This window comes from Chryseobacterium artocarpi (assembly GCF_001684975.1).
Classification (GTDB): Bacteria; Bacteroidota; Bacteroidia; order Flavobacteriales; family Weeksellaceae; genus Chryseobacterium; species Chryseobacterium artocarpi.
In genome coordinates this window covers 625,148-646,284 of the sequence record NZ_MAYH01000023.1, presented here as the reverse complement: position 1 = coordinate 646,284, position 21,137 = coordinate 625,148, and the positions used below count along the sequence as shown (strand labels likewise).

At 36.5% G+C, this 21,137-nt stretch carries 13 protein-coding genes; 5 read left to right on the top strand and 8 right to left on the bottom strand.

Annotation, left to right across the window (positions count from 1 at the left end):
• Positions 1-171: 171 nt before the first annotated feature.
• From BBI01_RS10940 to BBI01_RS10905, 8 genes are all read right to left on the bottom strand, one after another.
• Positions 172-1,308, bottom strand: coding sequence for a cytochrome-c peroxidase (locus BBI01_RS10940; protein WP_065394690.1), 1,137 nt, complete (start codon positions 1,306-1,308; stop codon positions 172-174).
• Between the two features lie 10 nt (positions 1,309-1,318).
• Complete coding sequence (locus BBI01_RS10935; RefSeq protein ID WP_065394689.1) at positions 1,319-2,833, bottom strand: DUF6850 family outer membrane beta-barrel protein; 1,515 nt, start codon at positions 2,831-2,833, stop codon at positions 1,319-1,321.
• A gap of 2 nt (positions 2,834-2,835) precedes the next feature.
• Positions 2,836-4,059, bottom strand: coding sequence for a DUF4876 domain-containing protein (locus BBI01_RS10930; RefSeq protein ID WP_065394688.1), 1,224 nt, complete (start codon positions 4,057-4,059; stop codon positions 2,836-2,838).
• A 20-nt stretch (positions 4,060-4,079) separates the two neighbouring features.
• Complete coding sequence (locus tag BBI01_RS10925; protein ID WP_065394687.1) at positions 4,080-6,875, bottom strand: TonB-dependent receptor plug domain-containing protein; 2,796 nt, start codon at positions 6,873-6,875, stop codon at positions 4,080-4,082.
• A 344-nt stretch (positions 6,876-7,219) separates the two neighbouring features.
• Complete coding sequence (locus BBI01_RS10920; RefSeq protein WP_065394686.1) at positions 7,220-9,178, bottom strand: T9SS type A sorting domain-containing protein; 1,959 nt, start codon at positions 9,176-9,178, stop codon at positions 7,220-7,222.
• Between the two features lie 161 nt (positions 9,179-9,339).
• Positions 9,340-10,518, bottom strand: a complete 1,179-nt coding sequence (locus BBI01_RS10915) for an acyl-CoA dehydrogenase family protein (protein ID WP_065394685.1) — start codon at positions 10,516-10,518, stop codon at positions 9,340-9,342.
• 128 nt (positions 10,519-10,646) lie between these two features.
• On the bottom strand, positions 10,647-11,435 hold the full coding sequence (locus tag BBI01_RS10910; RefSeq protein ID WP_065394684.1) for an NUDIX hydrolase: 789 nt from the start codon (positions 11,433-11,435) through the stop codon (positions 10,647-10,649).
• Between the two features lie 16 nt (positions 11,436-11,451).
• On the bottom strand, positions 11,452-12,645 hold the full coding sequence (locus BBI01_RS10905) for an MFS transporter (protein ID WP_076552310.1): 1,194 nt from the start codon (positions 12,643-12,645) through the stop codon (positions 11,452-11,454).
• A 177-nt stretch (positions 12,646-12,822) separates the two neighbouring features.
• Here BBI01_RS10905 and BBI01_RS10900 point away from each other — a divergent pair, with 177 nt between their 5' ends.
• The 5 genes from BBI01_RS10900 to BBI01_RS10880 all read left to right on the top strand — a co-directional run bounded on the left by BBI01_RS10900 (position 12,823) and on the right by BBI01_RS10880 (position 21,137).
• Positions 12,823-15,738 (top strand): SusC/RagA family TonB-linked outer membrane protein, encoded by a 2,916-nt coding sequence (locus BBI01_RS10900; RefSeq protein ID WP_065394683.1) that lies wholly within the window; start codon positions 12,823-12,825, stop codon positions 15,736-15,738.
• 11 nt (positions 15,739-15,749) lie between these two features.
• Positions 15,750-17,303 carry a RagB/SusD family nutrient uptake outer membrane protein gene (locus BBI01_RS10895; protein ID WP_065394682.1) on the top strand — a complete coding sequence of 518 codons (1,554 nt, stop codon included), beginning with the start codon at positions 15,750-15,752 and terminating at the stop codon, positions 17,301-17,303.
• 2 nt (positions 17,304-17,305) lie between these two features.
• The gene (locus tag BBI01_RS10890) at positions 17,306-18,730 is read left to right on the top strand and encodes a glycoside hydrolase family 30 protein (protein WP_065394681.1); all 1,425 of its coding nucleotides are present in this window, start codon (positions 17,306-17,308) and stop codon (positions 18,728-18,730) included.
• A 9-nt stretch (positions 18,731-18,739) separates the two neighbouring features.
• Positions 18,740-20,182, top strand: coding sequence for a glycoside hydrolase family 30 protein (locus BBI01_RS10885; protein WP_065394680.1), 1,443 nt, complete (start codon positions 18,740-18,742; stop codon positions 20,180-20,182).
• 496 nt (positions 20,183-20,678) lie between these two features.
• Entirely contained in the window at positions 20,679-21,137 is a 459-nt protein-coding gene (locus BBI01_RS10880) for a T9SS type A sorting domain-containing protein (RefSeq protein WP_065394679.1), read from the top strand.

The window sequence follows — 21,137 nt, the reverse complement described above, 5'->3', positions numbered from 1 at the left end:
AAGCTGAAGTATGGAAGAGGTAAGTTATTGAAATTAAGGTTGTAACTATGCTTCAATTTCATAGGTGCTTTAAGTGTTAAATTAAGGTTAACAATACCTTAAAATGACATTTAAAACTTATCAGAATTATAGTAAATTCCCGTCTCCCTCTTCCAGCTTTCAGCCTTATAACTATTGTCTTGGAATTTCAGGACGCGGCATTTTATAATAGCTTCCTGACATACTTTTCAGAAAAGCTACAATAGCATCTATTTCCTGATTATTGAGTTGTAAAGGCTTCATCCTTTCATCTGTTACTGGAAAATTAGGATCTGCTTTCTTTTCTTCAGGGCTTGGGTTGATCATCTGCATACCGCTGTTGTACAAGTTGACAACGCCATGAAGATCATCCATCAATCCGTTGTGCATCCATGGAGCGGTATAAGTAAGATCTCTCAACGATGGGGTTTTGAATTTACCCACATCACCGGACTTTTTGGTAATATGGTAAAGCCCAAGATCTTCATATTCACGTTTGTAGTAGGTGAGACCTATGTTGTGGAATGATTCATCCGTAAGATATTTCCCGTAATGACAGTTCATACATCTTGCTTTGGTTCGGAACAGATGCATCCCATAAATTTCCTTGTCACTCATTGCTTTATAATCACCTTTGATGAATTTATCAAGCTTACTAGGCTGGCTTTTGATCGTTTTTTGAAAAGTAACAATTGCACTGGCAATTTTGTCAAAAGTAATTTTATCAGTGTGGTAAACTTCTTTAAAAAGCTGTTTGTATTCTTTATATTTTGAAAGCTTTCCGGCAAGTTTTTCCGGTTTCATATTCATTTCATTGTGAGCGGAAATAGGTCCTACAAGTTGTTCTTCCAGTGTTTTTGCTCTTCCGTCCCAGAAATAAGATGTTCTGTCTGCAATATTATAAAGCGATTGTGTATTTCTTTTTCCCTGTAAATGATCATTACCCAAAGCAACCTCCTGTCCGTCGCCCCAACCTAATTCGGGATTATGACAGCTGCTGCAGGAAACTTGGCTTGATGATGATAGTTTAGGATCAAAGAAAAGCTTTTTCCCTAGCATTACTTCTGGAAGTTCCTGTGTTTCATAATAATTGGAATCCCATTCTATTACTTCAAATTCCTTCCAGTCAATACCTGCATCTATTGAAGGTTTTTGCCAGTATTGTATTGGCTTTTTGTACTGTTCAGCTACTTCTCCGTAATCTGTGCTGTATGTTTTAAGGGTATGCTGCATGCAGAACAAAGCAATTATTCCGATTAACAGTACGAGTTTAATATCTGAAAATTTCATGTGTTTTTATTTAAAAAATACCTCCTATGGTTGCTGCAAAAAGCATATTGTTATCGTTCTTAAAACTGCTGTACATCATTTTACCTCCTACATAAGCATTTTTAATGACCGGAAAAGTAAAGTGAACATTGACATCCAATTTTGCCTGCCAGAAATCTGAAGATTGATAGTTGTAATTATCTCGTACCATCTGTTGAATAGCTGGTTTTCCTGAAAGATTAAATACAGAATTATTCTTATAAACTTCCGTTACAGAAAGTCCCATTGCCACAGAAAGAGAAAGCTTTTCACTGAATGATTTTAACCATTGATAATCTGCGCCGTATATCAGTTTATTTAATTCAATAGATGAAAGTGAATTATTGTACTTTTCTTTTTCCTGAATCATTCCTAAAAAGGGGATAAAAGTAGATTTTGCGCTTTTATGTTCTATTTCTAAAAGTCCCTTAACAACCGTATGAGCTAACTGATGATTGTACCTTTCCGCAGAACCTATCTGTATATAATTTCTGGAGTTGTCATTCAGAAACAGATTTTCCGTTCCTTTTCTTTCTTTATAGCTTCCGTCAGCTGAGATTCCCCAGAGAATTCTGCCGGTATTGAAGAATTTGCCTAATGAAAAATTAAACTGCTGCTCATTGATTGCAGATGCATTAAGGTCTGTATATTCGGTAAGAAGCTTGTCAAGAGTGAATTTTTTTAATCCGGCTGTAAGATACCACGATCTGTTTTCAGCTTCAAAGATCTGCAAACCACCTCCGTAGGACCAGCCTTCATAATAAGCCTGACGCAGTTTCCCCGAGAGCAATTCGTTGTAATTTCCCATTCCGCTCATATTGTAGATCATAGGAAACCCCTGATTGCTCACAAAGCTCAAATAGTGTTTCTGAGTATATTTTTCAGCTTCGAGATAAGCCCCGATTTTAAATTTCTGAAACATCAGCTTATTGGCACCCAGCGCCAACGAAAAGTTAGCCGATGTATTTTTGGGTCTTGGATCAATGTCACGATAGCTTAAACTAGCCTTGTAACTTCCGGTAATCCCTATGGTATAAGAATTTATCTTCTTTGAATAGCCACCTGAAAAAGCATAGTTTTCAAATTTCATATCACCACCTACGCTGTCAGCTGCTACATAAGGGTAGATGATGTCATAGTCGGTATTTTCGTTCCATACTACCTGTCTGTTCTTTCCCTGCGAATAAGATGCGTTACCCCAGACCGTTGTTTTAGGATCTAATATCTGTAAGGTACGGGCTTCCACTCCCCATAGATTTTTCCCTTTACCTTTCTGTTGTATTTCATTGGGAGTATCACTGTTTTGAGTGAACAGGCTGAATGTGGTAATACTGTATTTCCTGGCTCCCAACATATTGGAAGGATTGCTGTTGATACTATTTTTAAGTATCCTTTCGTAGCTGTATTCCTCACGGATCTTTTTCATGATCGTATCATTTTCCTGAGCATGAAGTTTTACGTTAAAAGATAGAGCAGGCAGGATAAGTATGGAAAGAAGATATTTCATTTTTAGTTAAATAATGAAGGTTTTACACCGTGATCAAAGTCTACAGTAGAATTATTGGTGTCTTTTAAGATGTTTTTCCCCTCTGCAGTCTTTCCGACAGCTTTTCTGCGTACCGCTTTTCCGAAACGGTTTTTATCACCATCAAAAGACGTTACAGAAGTCCATCCCATATCTAAAGACGGAGACGTTACAAGCCACTGGAAAGAATCCTGTACACTAAGATTTACAGCATCTGTAATCCACTCGTTTGGAATTTTAACCGCTGTGCCGTCCATAGGATATACATCTCCTCCAAAAGTAAGATTGTAAGTATAAGTATATGAATTCTGATTAACCAGTGCATCATTCGTCATTCCCGCAGGCATACGTGCTAAAGCATAAGCATAATATCCTTGGGTGTGAATCACCATTTTCTCAAATACATTGGTCATTTTAATAACGGCAGGGTTGTTAATATCGTCAGAATCTTCCTTGAAAATCTGGAAATCAGCATGAGAAAGATCAATGGATGAAGGGTTGAATTCTTTGTGATTGATGGCGTCTTCCGCAATGATAATGGATGATCCAGGCAGAACAGGATAAGTGGTACCATTACCAGGAATTCTGATAATAGCTCCGGCGGAGAATGTACTTCCCATGATATTTGGGCTGTAATCCTGTTTTTCATTTGTCATGAAAGCAGACTGAATGAGCAGCATACCGTCAGCATACAATGTTTTATCTGTATTGTTCGTGATTTTGAAATACTGATCTCCAAAATACATAGAACCCTGTGGAGTTGTAGTTCCTGCAAAGAATATTTCTTCAAGGATCAGATCACTGCTTTTTCCTGCTTTCAGTGAGATATCTATGATTTTTGTCTGTTCAGTACCATTAATAACGACCCCGGTTTGAATTCCACTCACCTTTGCTTCTGTCAGCGTTGAATTATCCCCGAATATAATACTTCCTTCTACACTAATGTTATAAGTTCCTGTAGGAAGAACAGTTTTCAGGGAGGATGTGTTTGTAAGCTCCTGGATAACCGTAAAACCGGTATTCAGTTCTTTAAAGCTTACCGTGAAATATTTATATTCACTTACCTGAATGTGTTCCGGAACCACTCTCAGGTCAAGGTTTAACGTTGTCTGTGCTTGTGCTTCCGGAGCATCAGAATCCGACGAACAGGCTGCAAGACTTACTACAGCACACAATAATAATAGTGTTCTTAATAAATGTTTAAACATAATTTATTTGATTGAAATTGTTATAAATTGAAATTGATTTCCATCCCAAAGTAGGGATCCTGAGCACCTTTTCTGTTGATTGCTATTCCATTAACACTGTAAGGAGCATAATAACTGAAAAGTCTGTTGGCAAACATCGAAACAATGACCGTTTTATTCCTGAAGCTTTTCGTTACTTTAAGATTAAGATTCGCTTCCAATGGTCTTCTGGATGTATTGTAACGGTCAGCATTTTGAGCGATAATCATTCTTTCGAGAACCGTTCCCTGAGCTGCATCAGGATTGAATGGGAAAATATTACCATTCTGATCCACATAATGGCTCGGAATTCCGTTCATAGGATCTAATTTCCTTGTTGAAAACCATGAAAACTGGAAAGAAGAAGAAAATATAAGATCCAGTTTTGGAATATAGGTATCCAGCATCAGATTCGTATTCAGAACTTCATTGGCAGAGTTCGGCTCCATTCCGTTGTACAGCCCGAGATAAGGATAAGGTCTGCCATTGATCAATACATCAGATCTTTTATACACTGGGAGACTGTTGCCATATTTTGTACGGAACCAGGCGCCGCTGAGGGTAAATCGTGTATTAATCACCGGGATTCTGTTGGAAGAATACTGAAACTCAACTCCTTCCTTATCTATTTTACTTCCGTTTCGCTGCGAAGCATAGGTAAAATTTTCTGTAATAGTCTGATAGGGAAGAGTATTCACATCCGGTGGTGACGTTATCGCACTATGATCAAGCGATGAAGTATCATATTTTTTATACTGATACACCGCATATTCATTCATAGAACGGAAAGCATTGTTCATCTTTTCCTTAAAAACAGTAACAGAGAGCTGATGAAATCCGAGACTGAAATCTATTCTTGCCTCAAATTTTTCATTGATTGCAGGTTCTATTTCTGTATTTTGAGGATTATAAATCATCGTCTTATAATTCACTCTTCTGTAATCAGGATTGACATGGAAGTAATTCAGCTGTTGGATGTCTTTATACACCAGTTCCGGGTATAATAAATTAAGATCAGGGAATAAACTTTGTTTACCATAACCTAATGTTAATGCTATTTGAGCCTTTTTATTCAGCATATTAAATGCCGGAAGATCCCATTGAAGATTTGTTCTTGGATCCAGATAGATCTTTCCGTTCATTTTAAAATCATATGGAAGATTCAGCATAGAATTTCCTCTAAGCCCCAATGCAAGAGTAAGTTTATGCTTTCCTAAATCTGCCGTACTGATCGTTTCCAAAAACAAAGCAGAAGTAGAATAAGCCGGAACATCACGGTAAGCGCGAGGTCTGAAGGTCGCTTTCGGATCTATAGGTCTGTAAACATCAAATAGTTGTCCTTGCCCCCAGTTTTTACTTAACTGCCAGTCGAATCCTGTATTGATTTCATTCTTAATAGTTTTAAAATCCAGCTGGAAATTATTGACCATTTTGACGAAAATATCAAGAGGTTTGCCATCCACAGTGTAATCAGAAGTATACTTTGCTACCGGATAATAACCATCATATTCACCCTCAGTTCTTGAAAGAGGAAAAGCTGTTGCATTTTCCAGTTGGATGAATTTAGTCTGTTTTATTTTATCAAATCGTTGATTCACTGAAAACTGTACCTCTGTAGACTTATAAAGCAAAGATTCGTTTCTGGTATAATTAAGCACATTTGAAAGACTCAAAAGATGATTGTTTACTTCATAAGAATTGAGTTGTGATAAATCAACATCCGGATCAGTCTTTGAGCCATCAAGAGAACCTGTATAACTCAGGTGTGTCTGCCATCTGAAAGAGCCATGATTGAGCTGTTTTTCCTTTGTTAAGCCAAAATTGGCTGTAATTCTTTTATAATTTTCAAGCCTGTCTCTGGGATCAGACTTTGCATTCAGGTAATCTATCCCTGTATTGATTTTTAGATGATGTTCTTTATCTTCAAAACCTTTGCTTATCGCAAACAGTTTACTGTAACCATCTGCTTTGAACCTTGCTTTCCATTTTGTATACCCGGATTTATTGGTGATTTTAACGATTCCGGAAGTTAAATTTCCATAGATTACAGAAGGTATTCCACGTAGAATTTCCACTTTTTCGATCTGATCCGTGGAAATACTTCGCATATCCACACCACTGGTAAGATTCAGACGTCTTTTTAAGCCATTATTATTTTTATCCAAAAAATCATACGTATACTGAAGATTTGCTCCGGAATTTAATGGGGTACCATCTACAAGGAATGTAGTTCCCATTGCAGAAGTGTTATAATCGTTACCAGGATTTCCTGTTTCACGGAGCCCGATTTTATTAACCTGATTCAGAACCGGATCACCCGAACGTCCTCCGGGAAGTAGTTCTAAAAGGTCAGTAAAGCTTGAAGGCTGTAGATGTTGCATGGCACGCTGACTGATCACAGAAGAAGATGTTAACCCTTTACCTTCCTTTGCTGTAATGATTACTTCTTCAATAGAATTGATCTTATCTGCTAATGAGAAGATAAATGTCTCAGGTTTCGTAACTGTGATTGTCCCGGAATATCCAAGAATTCCGTTTTTGTAGATTTCAATACGATAGTTTCCTGGAGTAACGGACATTGAACCAGCTCCTTTATCGTTTGTAGATAATGAATATTTATTTTCAGGAGATGATATTTTTATTTCTGAGTCCTTTAAGGGTTCTGCGTGATTGTTTTTAATTTCAAATGAGATCGTTGCAGACCTTTCCTGTGAACGGGCTGTTGAAAAAGCTGTAAAGAAAATTAATAATGTGAAAATTTGTGTTTTTAGAGGGAATCTTGGATCGTTGCTTACCATCTGGCATTTTTCTTCCGGCAAAGGTAGGGGGGCTAGGAGAAGTTTTCTAATTTTATTTAGAATAATTTAAAATAGTTGATAAAAATCATTTGAAAATTTTCACTAAAATGAGTCTTATGTTGAGCTTTAAGGTTTTTTTTTATATGTTTAGTATTTTGTTATTCAGGTGTTTGTGTTGGTCTTGGTTACCATGTTTATAGAAAATAATCTGAACTTTATTATTAGAGTTATTTTAAGGAGAATATTTGTGTCTCTAAATAATTTAACGAAGTAAATAAAAAAAGCACTCCATTGCTGAAGTGCCAAAATTAACTTGAAATGATATTTATAAAAAGGATTAGATGTTAAAGTTTTACTTTTTTGTTAATTGTTTTTCCATTCGAAAGAGTCATTTGTACTACATAAACTCCAGGTTCCAGGGTTTTTGATTCAAATTGCTGCTTGTTGATCTCCTGTTGTAGAATCAAAGCTCCTGAAATACTGTAAATACTTATATTCTTAATGTCGCTGTTGGATCTTGCTTTAATTTGTTTGTTTTGAGCGAAGATATCTGTACTGTTTTCCGAAGTTTGTCCTCCAATAGATTTGGTAAACTGTAAATTATAATAAGAAGTTACTACCTCAAATGTATATTTTTGAGGATTCAGCTCTTGTAGAACTATTCCGTTATTTTCTTTGTATTGGTCTTTAGAAATGCTTTTAACCAAATTCTTATTTTCATCAAAGATATTTACACCGGAAAGTTCGTCCTGATCTATTTTTAATTTTAAAACAGCATTGTTTTCAGATTGTATGATCTCGTTTTCAGCAACTTCTTTCGGTGTACTTTTAATGAACGGAATCATTTTCTTCTCATTGTTTTCTGACACTTTTAAAAGATATACGCCGTCTTTCAGAGATGTCAGATTGTTTTCCCTCACTGATCTGGATGCAGGTTTTTCCTGATTGAAATCAGTTATTTCAAGTAATTGCATCTTGCCAAGATCGGGTTTTATTTGTGAAGAAAAGAGTGGAGTAGATTCCTGTAAAGATGGGGCTGAAGTCTGTCTTCCAAAAACAGAACCCAATGCAGCCCATTGGTTAAAAAATCCTCCGCTTCGCAGTGTGTTAAACTTAGCATTAGAAGCAAGAACGAATGGTAAAGCACCCCCTATGTGACCAAGAGGTCCCCAATAAAATGAGTCTAATTTGTATTTATTTAAATCCCACCATGCATAATAGCCACGTTGTACATCAATGGTCTTAGAAGTATTTTCCGGCGGAATGGCAAGATCGATGGTAGAATGCCCTAAAGTCATTGGAGTTTTATTATACCAATCGTATACATCTTTAGGTTTCAGGCATTGTCTGAATTTATGATTGGAATTGGTGGTCACATCATTTATAAAGTTGCTTGTGAAAAGCTTTCGCCATAGAAATGGACCCCACAGAAGACCTCCGTTATCCTGAACAACATGATAATCATATTTTTCAAGATATTCTGCAGAAATGACTTCCGAAATATTATTAGTATAAGTTTTATAACCTGTATTGTTACAGCTGTGAAGAACATTTGCTAAAAATGAACTAAACGGGTAAATGTCTTTTTCTAAAACACCTTTTTTTAAAGTAGTTTCTGACATATCATAAGGACCATCACCCATGTAGGCATATTTAAATTTTAAATTTCCGGGATTGGAAATACTTAATCTTTTTAAAGTAGACATGGCAGCATGAGCTCCTTGAGAATATCCGGTAAGGAAGTATTCATCATAGCGTTTTACACCTTGTTGAGCCAGAACCTTATTAGCAGCAGTCACAAAATCAATGGTAGCACCAGCCTCCGTTGCATAATCTACATAAGGATGAACGCCTTCACCGTCTCCCATACCCACATAGTCCGGAGCCATTAGAATATAGCCATTGAGAACGTAGGAAAGTTCAAGCGCAAAACCGATAGTCAATACTCCTTTCAGATTAGAAGGGACATTGTGCCTGCTGTCTGTAGTTCCGTGATCAGATACTACAGTAGACAGCTTCATGTTCACATTAGGATACATAAGAAGCCCTGTTGCTTTTACCAGAACATCTTTTTCATTTTTTGTGTAATAGGTAATTTTGTAACCTTTTAATCCCAGATTAAAATTATTAAGATAGCTTACAAAGTCCGGACTGTTTTGATTGCCAAGGCTATTGGAGATTAAATTAGTTACTCCCTGTGGAGTTAAATCCAGTTTCTGCTCTACACTTACAAGATCACCTGCCTGCTGGGCAAAGTAGAATGACGCAGTAAGACCAAATAAAATAGTCGTAATTTTCTTCATATTGATGTATTTTTGTTAGTGTTAAGGTAATAACTTTAATAAATTCACAAAAATTTCGAAGCATTAATAACTATTCATTGAATATAAATTCTCTGGAAAGTGAGTAAAATAAAAGAGTCTGATCCAAAGACCAGACTCTCTCAATATATTTTGGCTTTATATTAAAAAGCGTTGATACCTGTAATATCTAAACCGGTAATTAACAAATGAACGTCGTGAGTTCCTTCGTAAGTAATCACAGATTCCAGGTTAGCAGCATGCCTCATCATTGGGAATTCACCCATGATTCCCATACCTCCAAGGATCTGTCTTGATTCTCTTGCAATATCAATAGCCATTTTCACGTTGTTACGCTTTGCCATTGAAATTTGAGCAGGAGTTGCTTTATGAGCATTCTTAAGATTTCCTAACTGAAGACATAGTAACTGAGCTTTTGTAATTTCCGTTAAGAATTCAGCTAATTTTTTCTGCTGAAGCTGGAAAGAACCGATCGGCTTCCCAAATTGTCTTCTCTCTTTAGAATACTGAACTGCTGTACAATAACAATCAATAGCAGCTCCGATTACTCCCCACGAAATACCATATCTAGCAGAGTTCAGACAAGATAAAGGTCCTTTCAATCCTGTAACTCCCGGAAGTAAGTTTTCTTTCGGAACTTTTACATCATTGAATACCAATTCTCCTGTTTTAGAAGCTCTTAAGCTCCATTTATTGTGTGTTTCCGGAGTAGTGAAACCTTCCATTCCTCTTTCAACAATTAATCCTTGTACTTTTCCTTCCTCATTCTTTGCCCATACTACAGCAATATCGCAAAGTGGAGAATTCGTAATCCACATTTTAGCACCATTTAAAAGGTAATGGTCTCCCATATCTTTAAAATAAGTTTCCATAGAACCTGGATCAGAACCGTGGTTAGGTTCAGTTAATCCAAAAGAACCGATCATTTCTCCAGCTGCAAGTTTTGGAAGATATTTCTTTTTCTGTTCCTCAGAACCGAATTCATTGATAGGAAACATTACCAAAGAGCTTTGTACTGAAGCAGCAGAACGTACTGCGGAATCTCCTCTTTCCAGCTCCTGCATGATAAGACCGTAAGAAATCTGATCTAATCCGGAACCGCCATACTCAACAGGAATATACGGACCTAATGCCCCGATTTTCCCTAATTCTCTCATTAGACCAGGAAGATCTGTATGATTCTGTGCTGCCTGATCAATCTGCGGCATTACAAAACTTTCAACCCAATCTCTTACAGATTGACGGATCAGTTTGTGTTCTTCAGTAAGTAAAGCATCAATTCCATAATAATCGGGGATGCTTGTAAGAGGATAATATGACATGATTTTTTGATTTTGTTAAAAATAACATTTTTCGTGGTGTTTGAGAAATTTTTTTGAAAACTTATCTAAAGACTGGTTTTCAAACAGATAATGCATGATTTTCCTGTGTAAGGGAAAAAATTCACATTTTAAGACTCCTCATCATTGGATATAGGATACTGATTGGTGGCATTGTGTACTTTTGTTTTGAATTTATAAAGATAAGGAGCCTTGTTGGCTGAGCCGTCGTACAGTTTTTCCAGTCTGTCCAGAATGTTGAGACTTAATATTTTTCGCTGGAAGTTATTTCTTCTGAATTTTTGTCCTAAAATGGTTTCATAAAGCGCCTGAAGATCCTTCATCGTAAATTTTTCAGGAAGAAGATTACTTGCTGCAACTTCGGTATTGATATTCATTCTCAGATATTCCAGTCCGGTTTCGATGATTCTGTCGTGATCGAATGCCATTTTCGGTAATTTGCTTACTTCAAACCATTCACAGCTCTCATTAAAGGCATCCGGAAAAGTATTGGCGATCGAGAAATCAATAAGGCTGCAATATCCTACAGTAATGAATCTCTGAAAAATCCAGTGATCTTCCGGAACTTCAATACCTTTATTTCTAAGCAGGATCTGATGAACATTATTTTCCGTACGATCTATTCTTCCAAATGTGTGGAACTGCTTTAAAAACAAATCCTTAAGGTGTGTTCTTTCATAAAGAACTCTTTCCGCGGCTTCTCGAAGATCTTCATCATTGAAAACAAATCCACCCGGAAGTGACCACAGATCCAGATCATGATACTTTAATAAAAGTACCTTCAGAATATTATTGTGAAAGCCGAATATAGTACAGTCTACAGAGATGTGGGCAACGAAATCCTTTGTGTCGATTAATTCCTGAAGTGTTTCTTTGCTTTTTGTGTCTTTGATTTTCATGGTTGTAAAAATAAAACTATTTTCTATATTTTCTTTTTGAGACGTTAAAATACATCAAACTGATTACAAAAAGAAGACTTACAGAAAATAAAATATATAATGGATAATAGTTTAAAAGTTGTTTTCCGAAAAGTATTGCCATAATGATTGAGCTGACAGAGCTTCCCAGTGAAGAAAAAATAACGATAAGTGAAGTAAAAAGATTCACTTTCTCTTTGTCTACCTGCGCAATCATTCTTGAATTGATAACAGGGTAGAGCGGTGAAAGGAATAAACCTACAACCGGAAATAAAAAGAGAATCATTCTGGAATCTTTTGAATCAAAATATTGAATTCCTAAAATGATCAGCAATAATGCAAAAATCAATGACATACAGGTGATATAATACTTTGAAAGTTCAAATCTACGGATGATATTTGCGGTAACAGTTCTTCCTGCATATGAAAAAAGAGAAAGGAATGAAGTTGCCTGAAGTGCAAAAAATGAATTGACATTCAGGTGGTTTTTATAAAAAGACGGCAGCCAGGAATTGAAACCCTGTTCCACAAAAACAATAAAAAATACTACGCCTAGAAACAACGCAATAGAAGGTGTGGTAAAGCCTGATAGTTCGGAAAATACGTTCTTATTTTCCAGAGGCTTCGATTCTGAGATATCAGCTTTTGAAAGGAGAAATATGGTAATTGCAGATAAAACGGCAATCATTAAAAAGCCAAATTTCCAGAATTCGGAGTATTGACTGGAGATTAACCATCCAAAACCTGTATTGACGACAAAAATTCCTATCATAAAGGAAGCCTCCACACTGTTCATGGTTTTAGCAAGTGATTTTTCATCAGAAATATTATTCCTTATGATTCCAAATACACAGATTTTACCAATAGCAAAGCAGGCTCCGATAATGGCAAACCACAATTTATAAAACCAGAAATCTGCCATAAAAGGAAGAAGACATGAACAGAACCCTACAATTGTCAATGCTAAGATCAAAGCTTTCTTTGAACCCGTTTTATTAATGAAACCTACCGCAAAAAGAGAGATGAAAGCAATGGGAAGATCTTTAAAAGACTCCAGAAATCCCAGTTCTCCATATGTGATATTGTCGTCTGCAAGCTGAAGGATGATAAGTCCCATACAGTTCAGTACCATCGAAAAAATAAGAAAGGTCAATTTGAGCGGAAGAGAAATTTTTGAAAGCTTAGCGGTCATTTTCGGGATGGTCTTTATTGAATTTTTATAATTTTTTATGAATTATTGGTGCGAAGATATAGCTTTTAACCCTCAGAAATAAACGAAATTTTAAAATATTTATTAATCTAATGTTAATTAATTGAAAAAAAATATATTTTTATTGTCTCAATTTGAGAATTAAAACAATGACTGTATATGAACATAAGAATACCAACAAGCTTGGGAGTAATAGCCGCCCTTTATTTCACGGCTAATTTCAATGCCCAGACAAAGAAAGATACACTTTCTAAAGAAAATAAGATTGACGAGATTGTAGTCATCGGGTATGGTACTCAGAAAAAGAGTAATGTAACCGGAGCTATTGCAAGTATTAAAGCCAGTGATATAGAAAATATTCCGACGGGTAAACCTGAACAGGTATTGCAAGGTAGAGCAGCGGGTGTTTCTGTAGTCACGAATTCCGGGCAGCCGGGTGCTGCGGCAACGGTGCGCGTGAGGGGAATTACCAGCTTTGGTGCCGGAAGTAACAGCCCTTTATGGGTAGTGGATGGTATTGTGGTAGATAATATCGGATGGCTTAATCAGTCTGATATAGAAAGTATTGAAGTACTGAAAGATGGAGCTTCATCCGCAATCTATGGTGTTTCTGCTGCAAAAGGTGTAATTCTGGTAACCACGAAAAAAGGGAAAAAAGGGAAACTTACTCTTTCTTACAATGGTTTTTATGGTTTCTCAAATACAGCGAAAAAACTTGATCTTTTAGATGCATCACAATACGCAAAGATTATCAACGAAGGTTTTACCAATGACGGGCAGGCTCCGAAATTTGCCAACCCTGATTCATTCGGAAAGGGAACCAACTGGCAGAATACTATTTTCGGAACAGGTGAAAAATCTTCACATGAGATAAGTATTACGGGAGGAAATGATAAATCAAGCTACTATACATCGTTTGGTTATTTTGATCAGACAGGTATTGTAATGAGTGATATATCGTATTACAAAAGAATTAATGCCCGATTCAATTCTACTCATAAGGTTACGGATTACCTGACCTTGGGACAAACTTTTGCTTATACACATACAAAATCTCAAGGGGTAAGTGCTAACGAAGAGTTTGGAGGTCCTCTTGCTTCTGCAGTTAACCTGGATCCGATTACACCAGAAGTGGTGACAGATTGGTCAATGGTAGATCCAAGTGGTTATACAAATCCTTATATCATCCGTGATCCTTATGGTAATCCTTACGGAATATCACGCTATGTAAACAATGAAATGACCAATCCAAGAGCTTTCCGTGAAATTCAACGAGGAAACTATAGCTGGTCTGATGATTTTGTAGGAAACGTGTTTGCAGAACTTAAGTTTCTTGAACATTTTACATTCAAAACAAGTCTGAACGGTAAAAAATCCTATTGGGGAAGTCGTTCTTTTACTCCGAAATATTATTTAAGTCCGAATTTCAGCAATACAGGTTTCAACAGCTTAAACAAAGTTGATGAGAATAAGTTCGAATGGAGTATGGAAAATACGCTGACTTATCAGAATAAGTTTGGGAATCACAGCATAAACATCATGGTAGGACAGGGAGTGTACCGATACAATATATCAGGAGGAGCTAGTCTGACTTATAGTAATTTGCCTATTGATCATTGGTATGATGCATCCTTCAATTTTGATATTCCTCAGGATGATATTACCGCAAAAGGCTGGGACGGAATTCAGACCCGTAAAGCTTCCTACTTTGGTAGAATTATTTATGATTATGCAGATAAATATTTGTTTACAGGAACAATTCGTAGAGATGGTTCTTCGAAATTCGCGACAAATCAGCACTGGGGAACTTTCCCGTCTATGTCCTTAGGATGGAATGTTCATAAAGAAGACTTCTGGCTAGACAATAAAGTAGTCAATAGTTTAAAGCTGAGAGGAGGGTATGGTGTTTTAGGAAATGATGAAATGGAAAACTTCAGGTTTGCAAATTTTATGGTTTCAGGAAGTAACTATACGAATTCAGGAAACAATATCATCATTGGTTATGCTCCGAGTACACTGGCAAATCCACACCTGAAATGGGAGCAGACCAGCCAGCTGAATATTGCTGCTGATTTTAAATTGTTCAATAATTTCACATTTACCGCAGATTGGTACAAAAAGAAAACCACTGATATTTTAAGACAGATCAATATTCCGGGGTATGTAGGGATGCCGAATTTGCCTTGGTCAAACGTTGGAGATATGGAAAATTCCGGTTTGGAACTAGAATTAGGCTACAAAAAGAACTGGAACGACTTCAGTATATCAGTAAACGGGAACTTTGCAACAATCAAGAACAAAGTTTTACGATTAGAAGATGATATTGATTATTTCAATCTTGCTTCTTTCCAGACTATGGGACCTATCTCAAGAGTGGCGGTGGGACAGCCTTACGGATCATTCTATGGACAGACGTATAGCGGTGTTTTCCAGAACCAGGCACAGATTGACAGTTATGTAAATGCAAACGGAGACAGATTATTACCTAATGCAAGACCGGGAGATTTTATCTGGCAAGATAATAATGGTGACGGTAAGATTGATGAAGAAGATAAAGTAAACTTAGGAAATTCTATTCCAAAATATACTTTCGGGCTTACCGTAAACTTAAATTACAAGAACTTCGATTTTATGGTGTTTGCCCAAGGTCAGGCAGGAAATAAAATATTCCAGGGATTAAGAAGGCTGGATTTGCTTGATGCAAACTATCAGACAAAAGTTCTAGACCGTTGGACAGGTGAAGGTTCTACCAATGATAATCCGAGAATAACTCGAAATGACCCTAACCATAATTATTCCTGGATGTCCAGTTATTATCTTCAGAAGGGAGATTATATACGTGTAAAGCTTGTTCAGTTAGGATACACACTTCCTAAAGATGTGACGAGCCGTTTCGGGATGAGCAAAGTGAGACTGTACATTACAGGAGAAAACTTATTTACTTTCACGAAATACACAGGTTATGATCCTGAAATTGCAGGAAGAAACAATTCCGAACAGGATATTGTAGGGGTTGACAGAGCTTACTATCCACAGGCAAGAACATTCCTGCTTGGTGCCAATATTCAATTTTAATACGTAATAACATGAAAAATAAAAGATTAATATATAAAGGACTTGCTGTTACATTATTGGCAGGTTTAAGTTTAGGAAATGTTGCATGTAGTGGTTCTTATCTTGATGAGGTAGAAAATTCCGGGGCTTTTAAAACAGAAGATTATTTTAAAAATCAGCAGCAATCATTCAGTGCATTGGTTTCTGTATATGATGTTTTAAGAAAATATTCAGGAGGTTTTGAGAATACTGTTACTTTTTTCAACGCGGGATCCGATGATTTCTATTCCGGAGGCGGACATTCTAATGACGGAGCAGGGATCCAGGGAATTAATAATTATTCATTGAATCCTAATACAATGCCAGCAAGTTACTGGAGAGACTATTATCAGGGAATAGCACGCGCCACTCTTTTAATAGAAAGAGTTCCGGGAGCTTCCATGGATGAAAATCTTAAAAAAAGATACATTGCCGAAGCAAAAGTTTTGCGTTCACTGTATTATTTTGAACTTGTAAGAATGTTTGGAAATATTCCTTTAGTTCTTAAGACAGTAAAATATGATGATGATTATTGGAATATACCACAGGTAAAGCCAAGCGAAGTATATGCACAGATAGAAAGTGATATTAATGCCGCAATTCCTGATCTGATGCTTGTAGCAACGGGTAATGACAAAGGGAGAATTACTCAGGGAACAGCGAGAGCAATTTTGGGTAAGATTTATCTTTATGATAAAAAAATGCCTGAAGCGGCAGCTCAGTTTGCAGAAGTAAACGGTACACCCGGTGAGGCAAGTCAATATGGGTATAAACTTGTCAAAGATTATGAAGACCTTTTCAAAGTAGGACCGGAAACGAGCGACCCTTATAAGTTCTCAACAGAATCTATCCTTGAAGTAATGCACACTAACAAAGGAAATTCCGATTGGGGATTCTGGGGACAGGGCAAAGATGAAGGAAATTCTATCAACGCCATGCTGGGACCACGTTCCTATACTCTGGATAAAAATTTTCCTCAGAATGATGCACCAGACCTTTATGCAGGATGGGCATTTAATACTGTAACAGAAGATCTTGTTAACTTTATGCAGGGAGATCCGAGATTAAAAACGACTGTTTTCAATGCAAAAAAATTTGAAGCAGAAGGCAAAATTGCCTATAGCCCAGCATATGCAGACACCGGTTATTTCCTGAATAAATATTTACCTACAAACGATCTGAAAAGTTCACTTCCGGGATCAACGGAACTGAATTTCAGACAGAATTACGTTGCCATAAGACTTGCTGATACTTATCTTATGGAAGCTGAAGCTTTGGGAGCAGCGGGAGGAAGAGCTCAGGCGTTGCTGGATGCCGTAAGAAAAAGGGTAGGTTTATCTCCGGTTCCTGTTTCTTTACAGGCAATTAAAGATGAAAGAAGAAGAGAACTGGCGGGTGAAGGACACCGTTGGTTTGATCTTGTAAGATGGGGGGATGCTCCTGCCAAGCTTGCATTCAAAGGATTTAAAGCTAATAAAAATGAGATTCTGCCAATTCCTTACAACGAATTGCCGAATACAGCAATGCACCAAAATCCTGGGTATTAAATATGGAGTTTCACAACTTATATAGTTTCTTTAAAGGTACTGCACTGCTATGCGGTGTAGTACTTTTTCCATTATCCTGCACATCCGTTACTCAAAATAAAGGAAATGAAGTTCAGTATTGGCTTACAAAAGGAGATGAAAGCGTAAAGTTGCAACAACAGGTATCCATAAGATTTGTAAATACTACCAATAACTTTCAGAATATTGAAATTGATGACACTCAGAAGTTTCAATATATTGACGGTTTTGGTTATACATTGACGGGAGGAAGTGTTGAGGTAATTAATCATCTGTCATCTTCCAATAGAAAGGCATTATTGAATGAACTTTTTGGAAATAATAAAAATTCTATTTCAATCAGCTACTTGAGACTGAGTATCGGAGCATCCGATCTTGACGGTGAAGTTTTCTCTTATAATGATCTTCCTGAAGGGCAGACTGATGTTTCTCTTTCAAAATTCAGTTTAGAAAAAGATAAAGCACTCATTGCAATACTGAAAGATATTTTAGCAATAAATCCTGACATTAAAATCATTGCAGCTCCCTGGTCACCACCAGTCTGGATGAAAGATAACGGAAAATCAAAAGGAGGAAGCCTGAAACCTGAATTTTACAGAACTTACGCTGATTACTTTGTAAAATATATTCAGGGTATGAAAAAAGAAGGGATCACTATTGATGCTGTGACACCTCAGAATGAACCTTTACACCCTGGAAATAATCCGAGTTTGTATATGCCGTCCGATCAGCAGAGAGACTTTATCAAGAACTATTTAGGTCCTGCTTTTAAAAACAATAATCTTAAAACCAAAATCGTTGTATACGATCATAATTGCAATAAACCTGAATATGCCCTCGATATTCTGAAAGATCCGGAAGCCTATCAATATATAGACGGTTCCACGTTTCATTTGTATGAAGGTGATATTTCCGCTTTAAGTACGGTTCATAATGCTTTCCCCGATAAAAACCTTTATTTTACCGAGCAGTGGACGGGGTCCAAAGGAACTTTCAATGAAGATCTGAACTGGCATATGAAAAATGTGATTATCGGTTCCATGAGAAACTGGAGCAAAACTGCTTTAGAATGGAATCTTGCCAATGATCTGAAGTATGGTCCTCACACAGACGGAGGTTGTACAGAATGTAAAGGAGCCATTACTATTTCAGATAGTGGAGATTTCACCCGAAATGTTGCCTATTATATTGTAGCACACGCTTCTAAGTTTATTCCATCAGGGTCACAACGTATTGCATCAACACAAACAAAATATTTATCAACAGCAGCTTTTAAAACACCATCTGGAAAAACTGTAGTAATTGTTCAGAATGATCATAAAGCTGTTGAAAATTTTAATATTAAATTTGCCGGGAAAACCGCTGCTGTAACCATTCCCGGAAGTTCAGCAGCCACATATATTTTTTAAATTAAAATCATGAGAAAACTAATTGTAAGTTGTTTTGTAATGGGAATTGCCGTAAGTGTCAGTGCCCAACAGAGTTATTGGAAAAAAAATGCAGGAAAAACAGCTAAAGTGATCCTTACCAATTCTAAGGTAAATGAAAGAATGACGGATAAAGGTTCTGTGAAATTTGAACAGTTCGGACAGCCAAAAGAAACGGAAGCATGTATTTTTGTAGCTCCTGATTTTAAATATCAAAAGCTGATAGGTATTGGAGGAGCTATTACAGATGCATCCGCAGAAACATTCTACAAGATGCCAAAGAACAAGCAAAAAGAAATTCTGGATGCTTATTTTGGGAAAAATGGTCTGGGATATACAGTAGTTCGTACTAATATGAACTCCTGCGACTTTTCCAGTGATTCTTATACGTATGTGCAGGATAATGATACGTCTTTAAAGACATTCAACCTTGCTCACGATGAAAAGTATAAAATCCCGATGATCAAGGAAGCTCAGAAGGCAATTGGAAATAATTTTACCTTTTATTTCTCGCCATGGAGCCCGCCAGCCTGGATGAAATCAAACAAAAGCCTTTACAAAGGAGGTCGACTTGAAAATCAATATTACCAAACCTGGGCAGATTATTATATTAAATTCATCAAAGAATACGAAAAAAGAGGAATCAATGTTTGGGGATTAACAGTTCAGAACGAACCGATGGCGACTCAATCTTGGGAATCCTGTATTTATACTGCGGAGGAAGAAGGTGAATTTTTGAAGAATAATCTTGGTCCAACTCTTTGGAAAAACGGATATAAAGATAAAAAAGTAATGATCTGGGATCACAACAGAGATTTGATCTACCAAAGAGCAACCACTACGCTCAGCGATCCGGAAACTTCAAAATATGCCCACGGAATCGGGTATCACTGGTATGAAACATGGAATAACAAAACCCAGCTTTTTGATAACCTTGCAGAAACACACAGAGCTTTTCCAGATAAATTCCTTGCATTTACCGAAGGCTGTAAAGAACAGTTTGCGATGGACAGAATCTACGATGTAAGCCTTGGAGAACTTTATGGTAAAAATATGCTGAACGATTTCAATAAAGGAAACGCTATGTGGACAGACTGGAATATCTTATTGGATGAAACCGGTGGACCCAATCACAAAGGAAACTTCTGCTTTGCACCCATCATTGCAGATACTACAACAGGAGAGGTGTTCTATACTTATGAGTATTATTATATAGGACATGTTTCAAAATTCATTAAACCGAATGCCCAAAGAATTGGCTCTTCTTCAAACAGAGCTGCTTTAACATCTTCAGCCTTCATGAATGAAAACGGACAATTGGTAACCGTAATTATGAACGATTCTGATAATGATATTGAAACCAATCTTTGGATTGAAGGGATGGCTGCAAAATTAAATGCTCCGGCACATTCTATACAGACCGTAATTTTATAACATCATATTAATATTATTTTAAGTGGGATCGGCGGGCTCTAAAAAGCCCGCCGATTATTTTTTGTGAACAAGTTAAAATCAGTTGAATTCACTTATTTTTGTTTTCGGATACATATCTTGTTTTCCTATTTTCTTATGATCTTTTTTCTCTAATTCTTTCGAAATAGATTTTATCTCAAAAATAATGTGAAAAGAATGATTGTTTTAACGAATGATTAGCTTAACGTATACTGCAAAAATTAAATGAATTTTATTTTTGTTGTGAAAAGTATAATGATTTTGTGTTAAATTTAAACATTTTATAATCCTTTTATTTTTTGTTTTTTCATTTTTAATATTTTTTCTAATTGTCTATTTGATTGATTTTGATAGATTTAATGTTTGTTTCGTGATGTTTTTGCATAGTTTTTATTGAAGGTTTTGTGAAAATACTGTGTTTTTAATTGTTGATAAATATTTAAATTAACGTCAAAAAAAACAATATTTCAAAACAACAATGAAAAAAAACTATTTCGGTGCATTATTCTTATGCACTTCTTTAGGCGTATCAGCCCAACAAACAGAAGTCTATTTTAAATATGATGAAGCAGGTAATCAAAGGTACCGCGGCTTAAATGCTAGTGCAAGACAAGAACCTGAATCTTTGGTAAAAACAGTTGACACTAACTCTCTATTAGTCATGGATGAAAAAGCATTCTGGAAGCAGATCCGTTTGTATCCCGTGCCTGTTAATGATGTGCTGACTATCGATTGGACAGATGAAGTAAATGAGCTCATAGAATCTGTTTCATTATATCAGCACAGTACAGTACATTGGAAATTTCAACAACAGAACATTCCGGAGCTTAATAATCAGCTGAAGATTAATATGACGGGATATAGCTGGGGAGTGTATGTGCTTCGTTTTACTTTAAAAGACGGAAGAACTTTGAGTAAAAATATTACCAAAAGATAA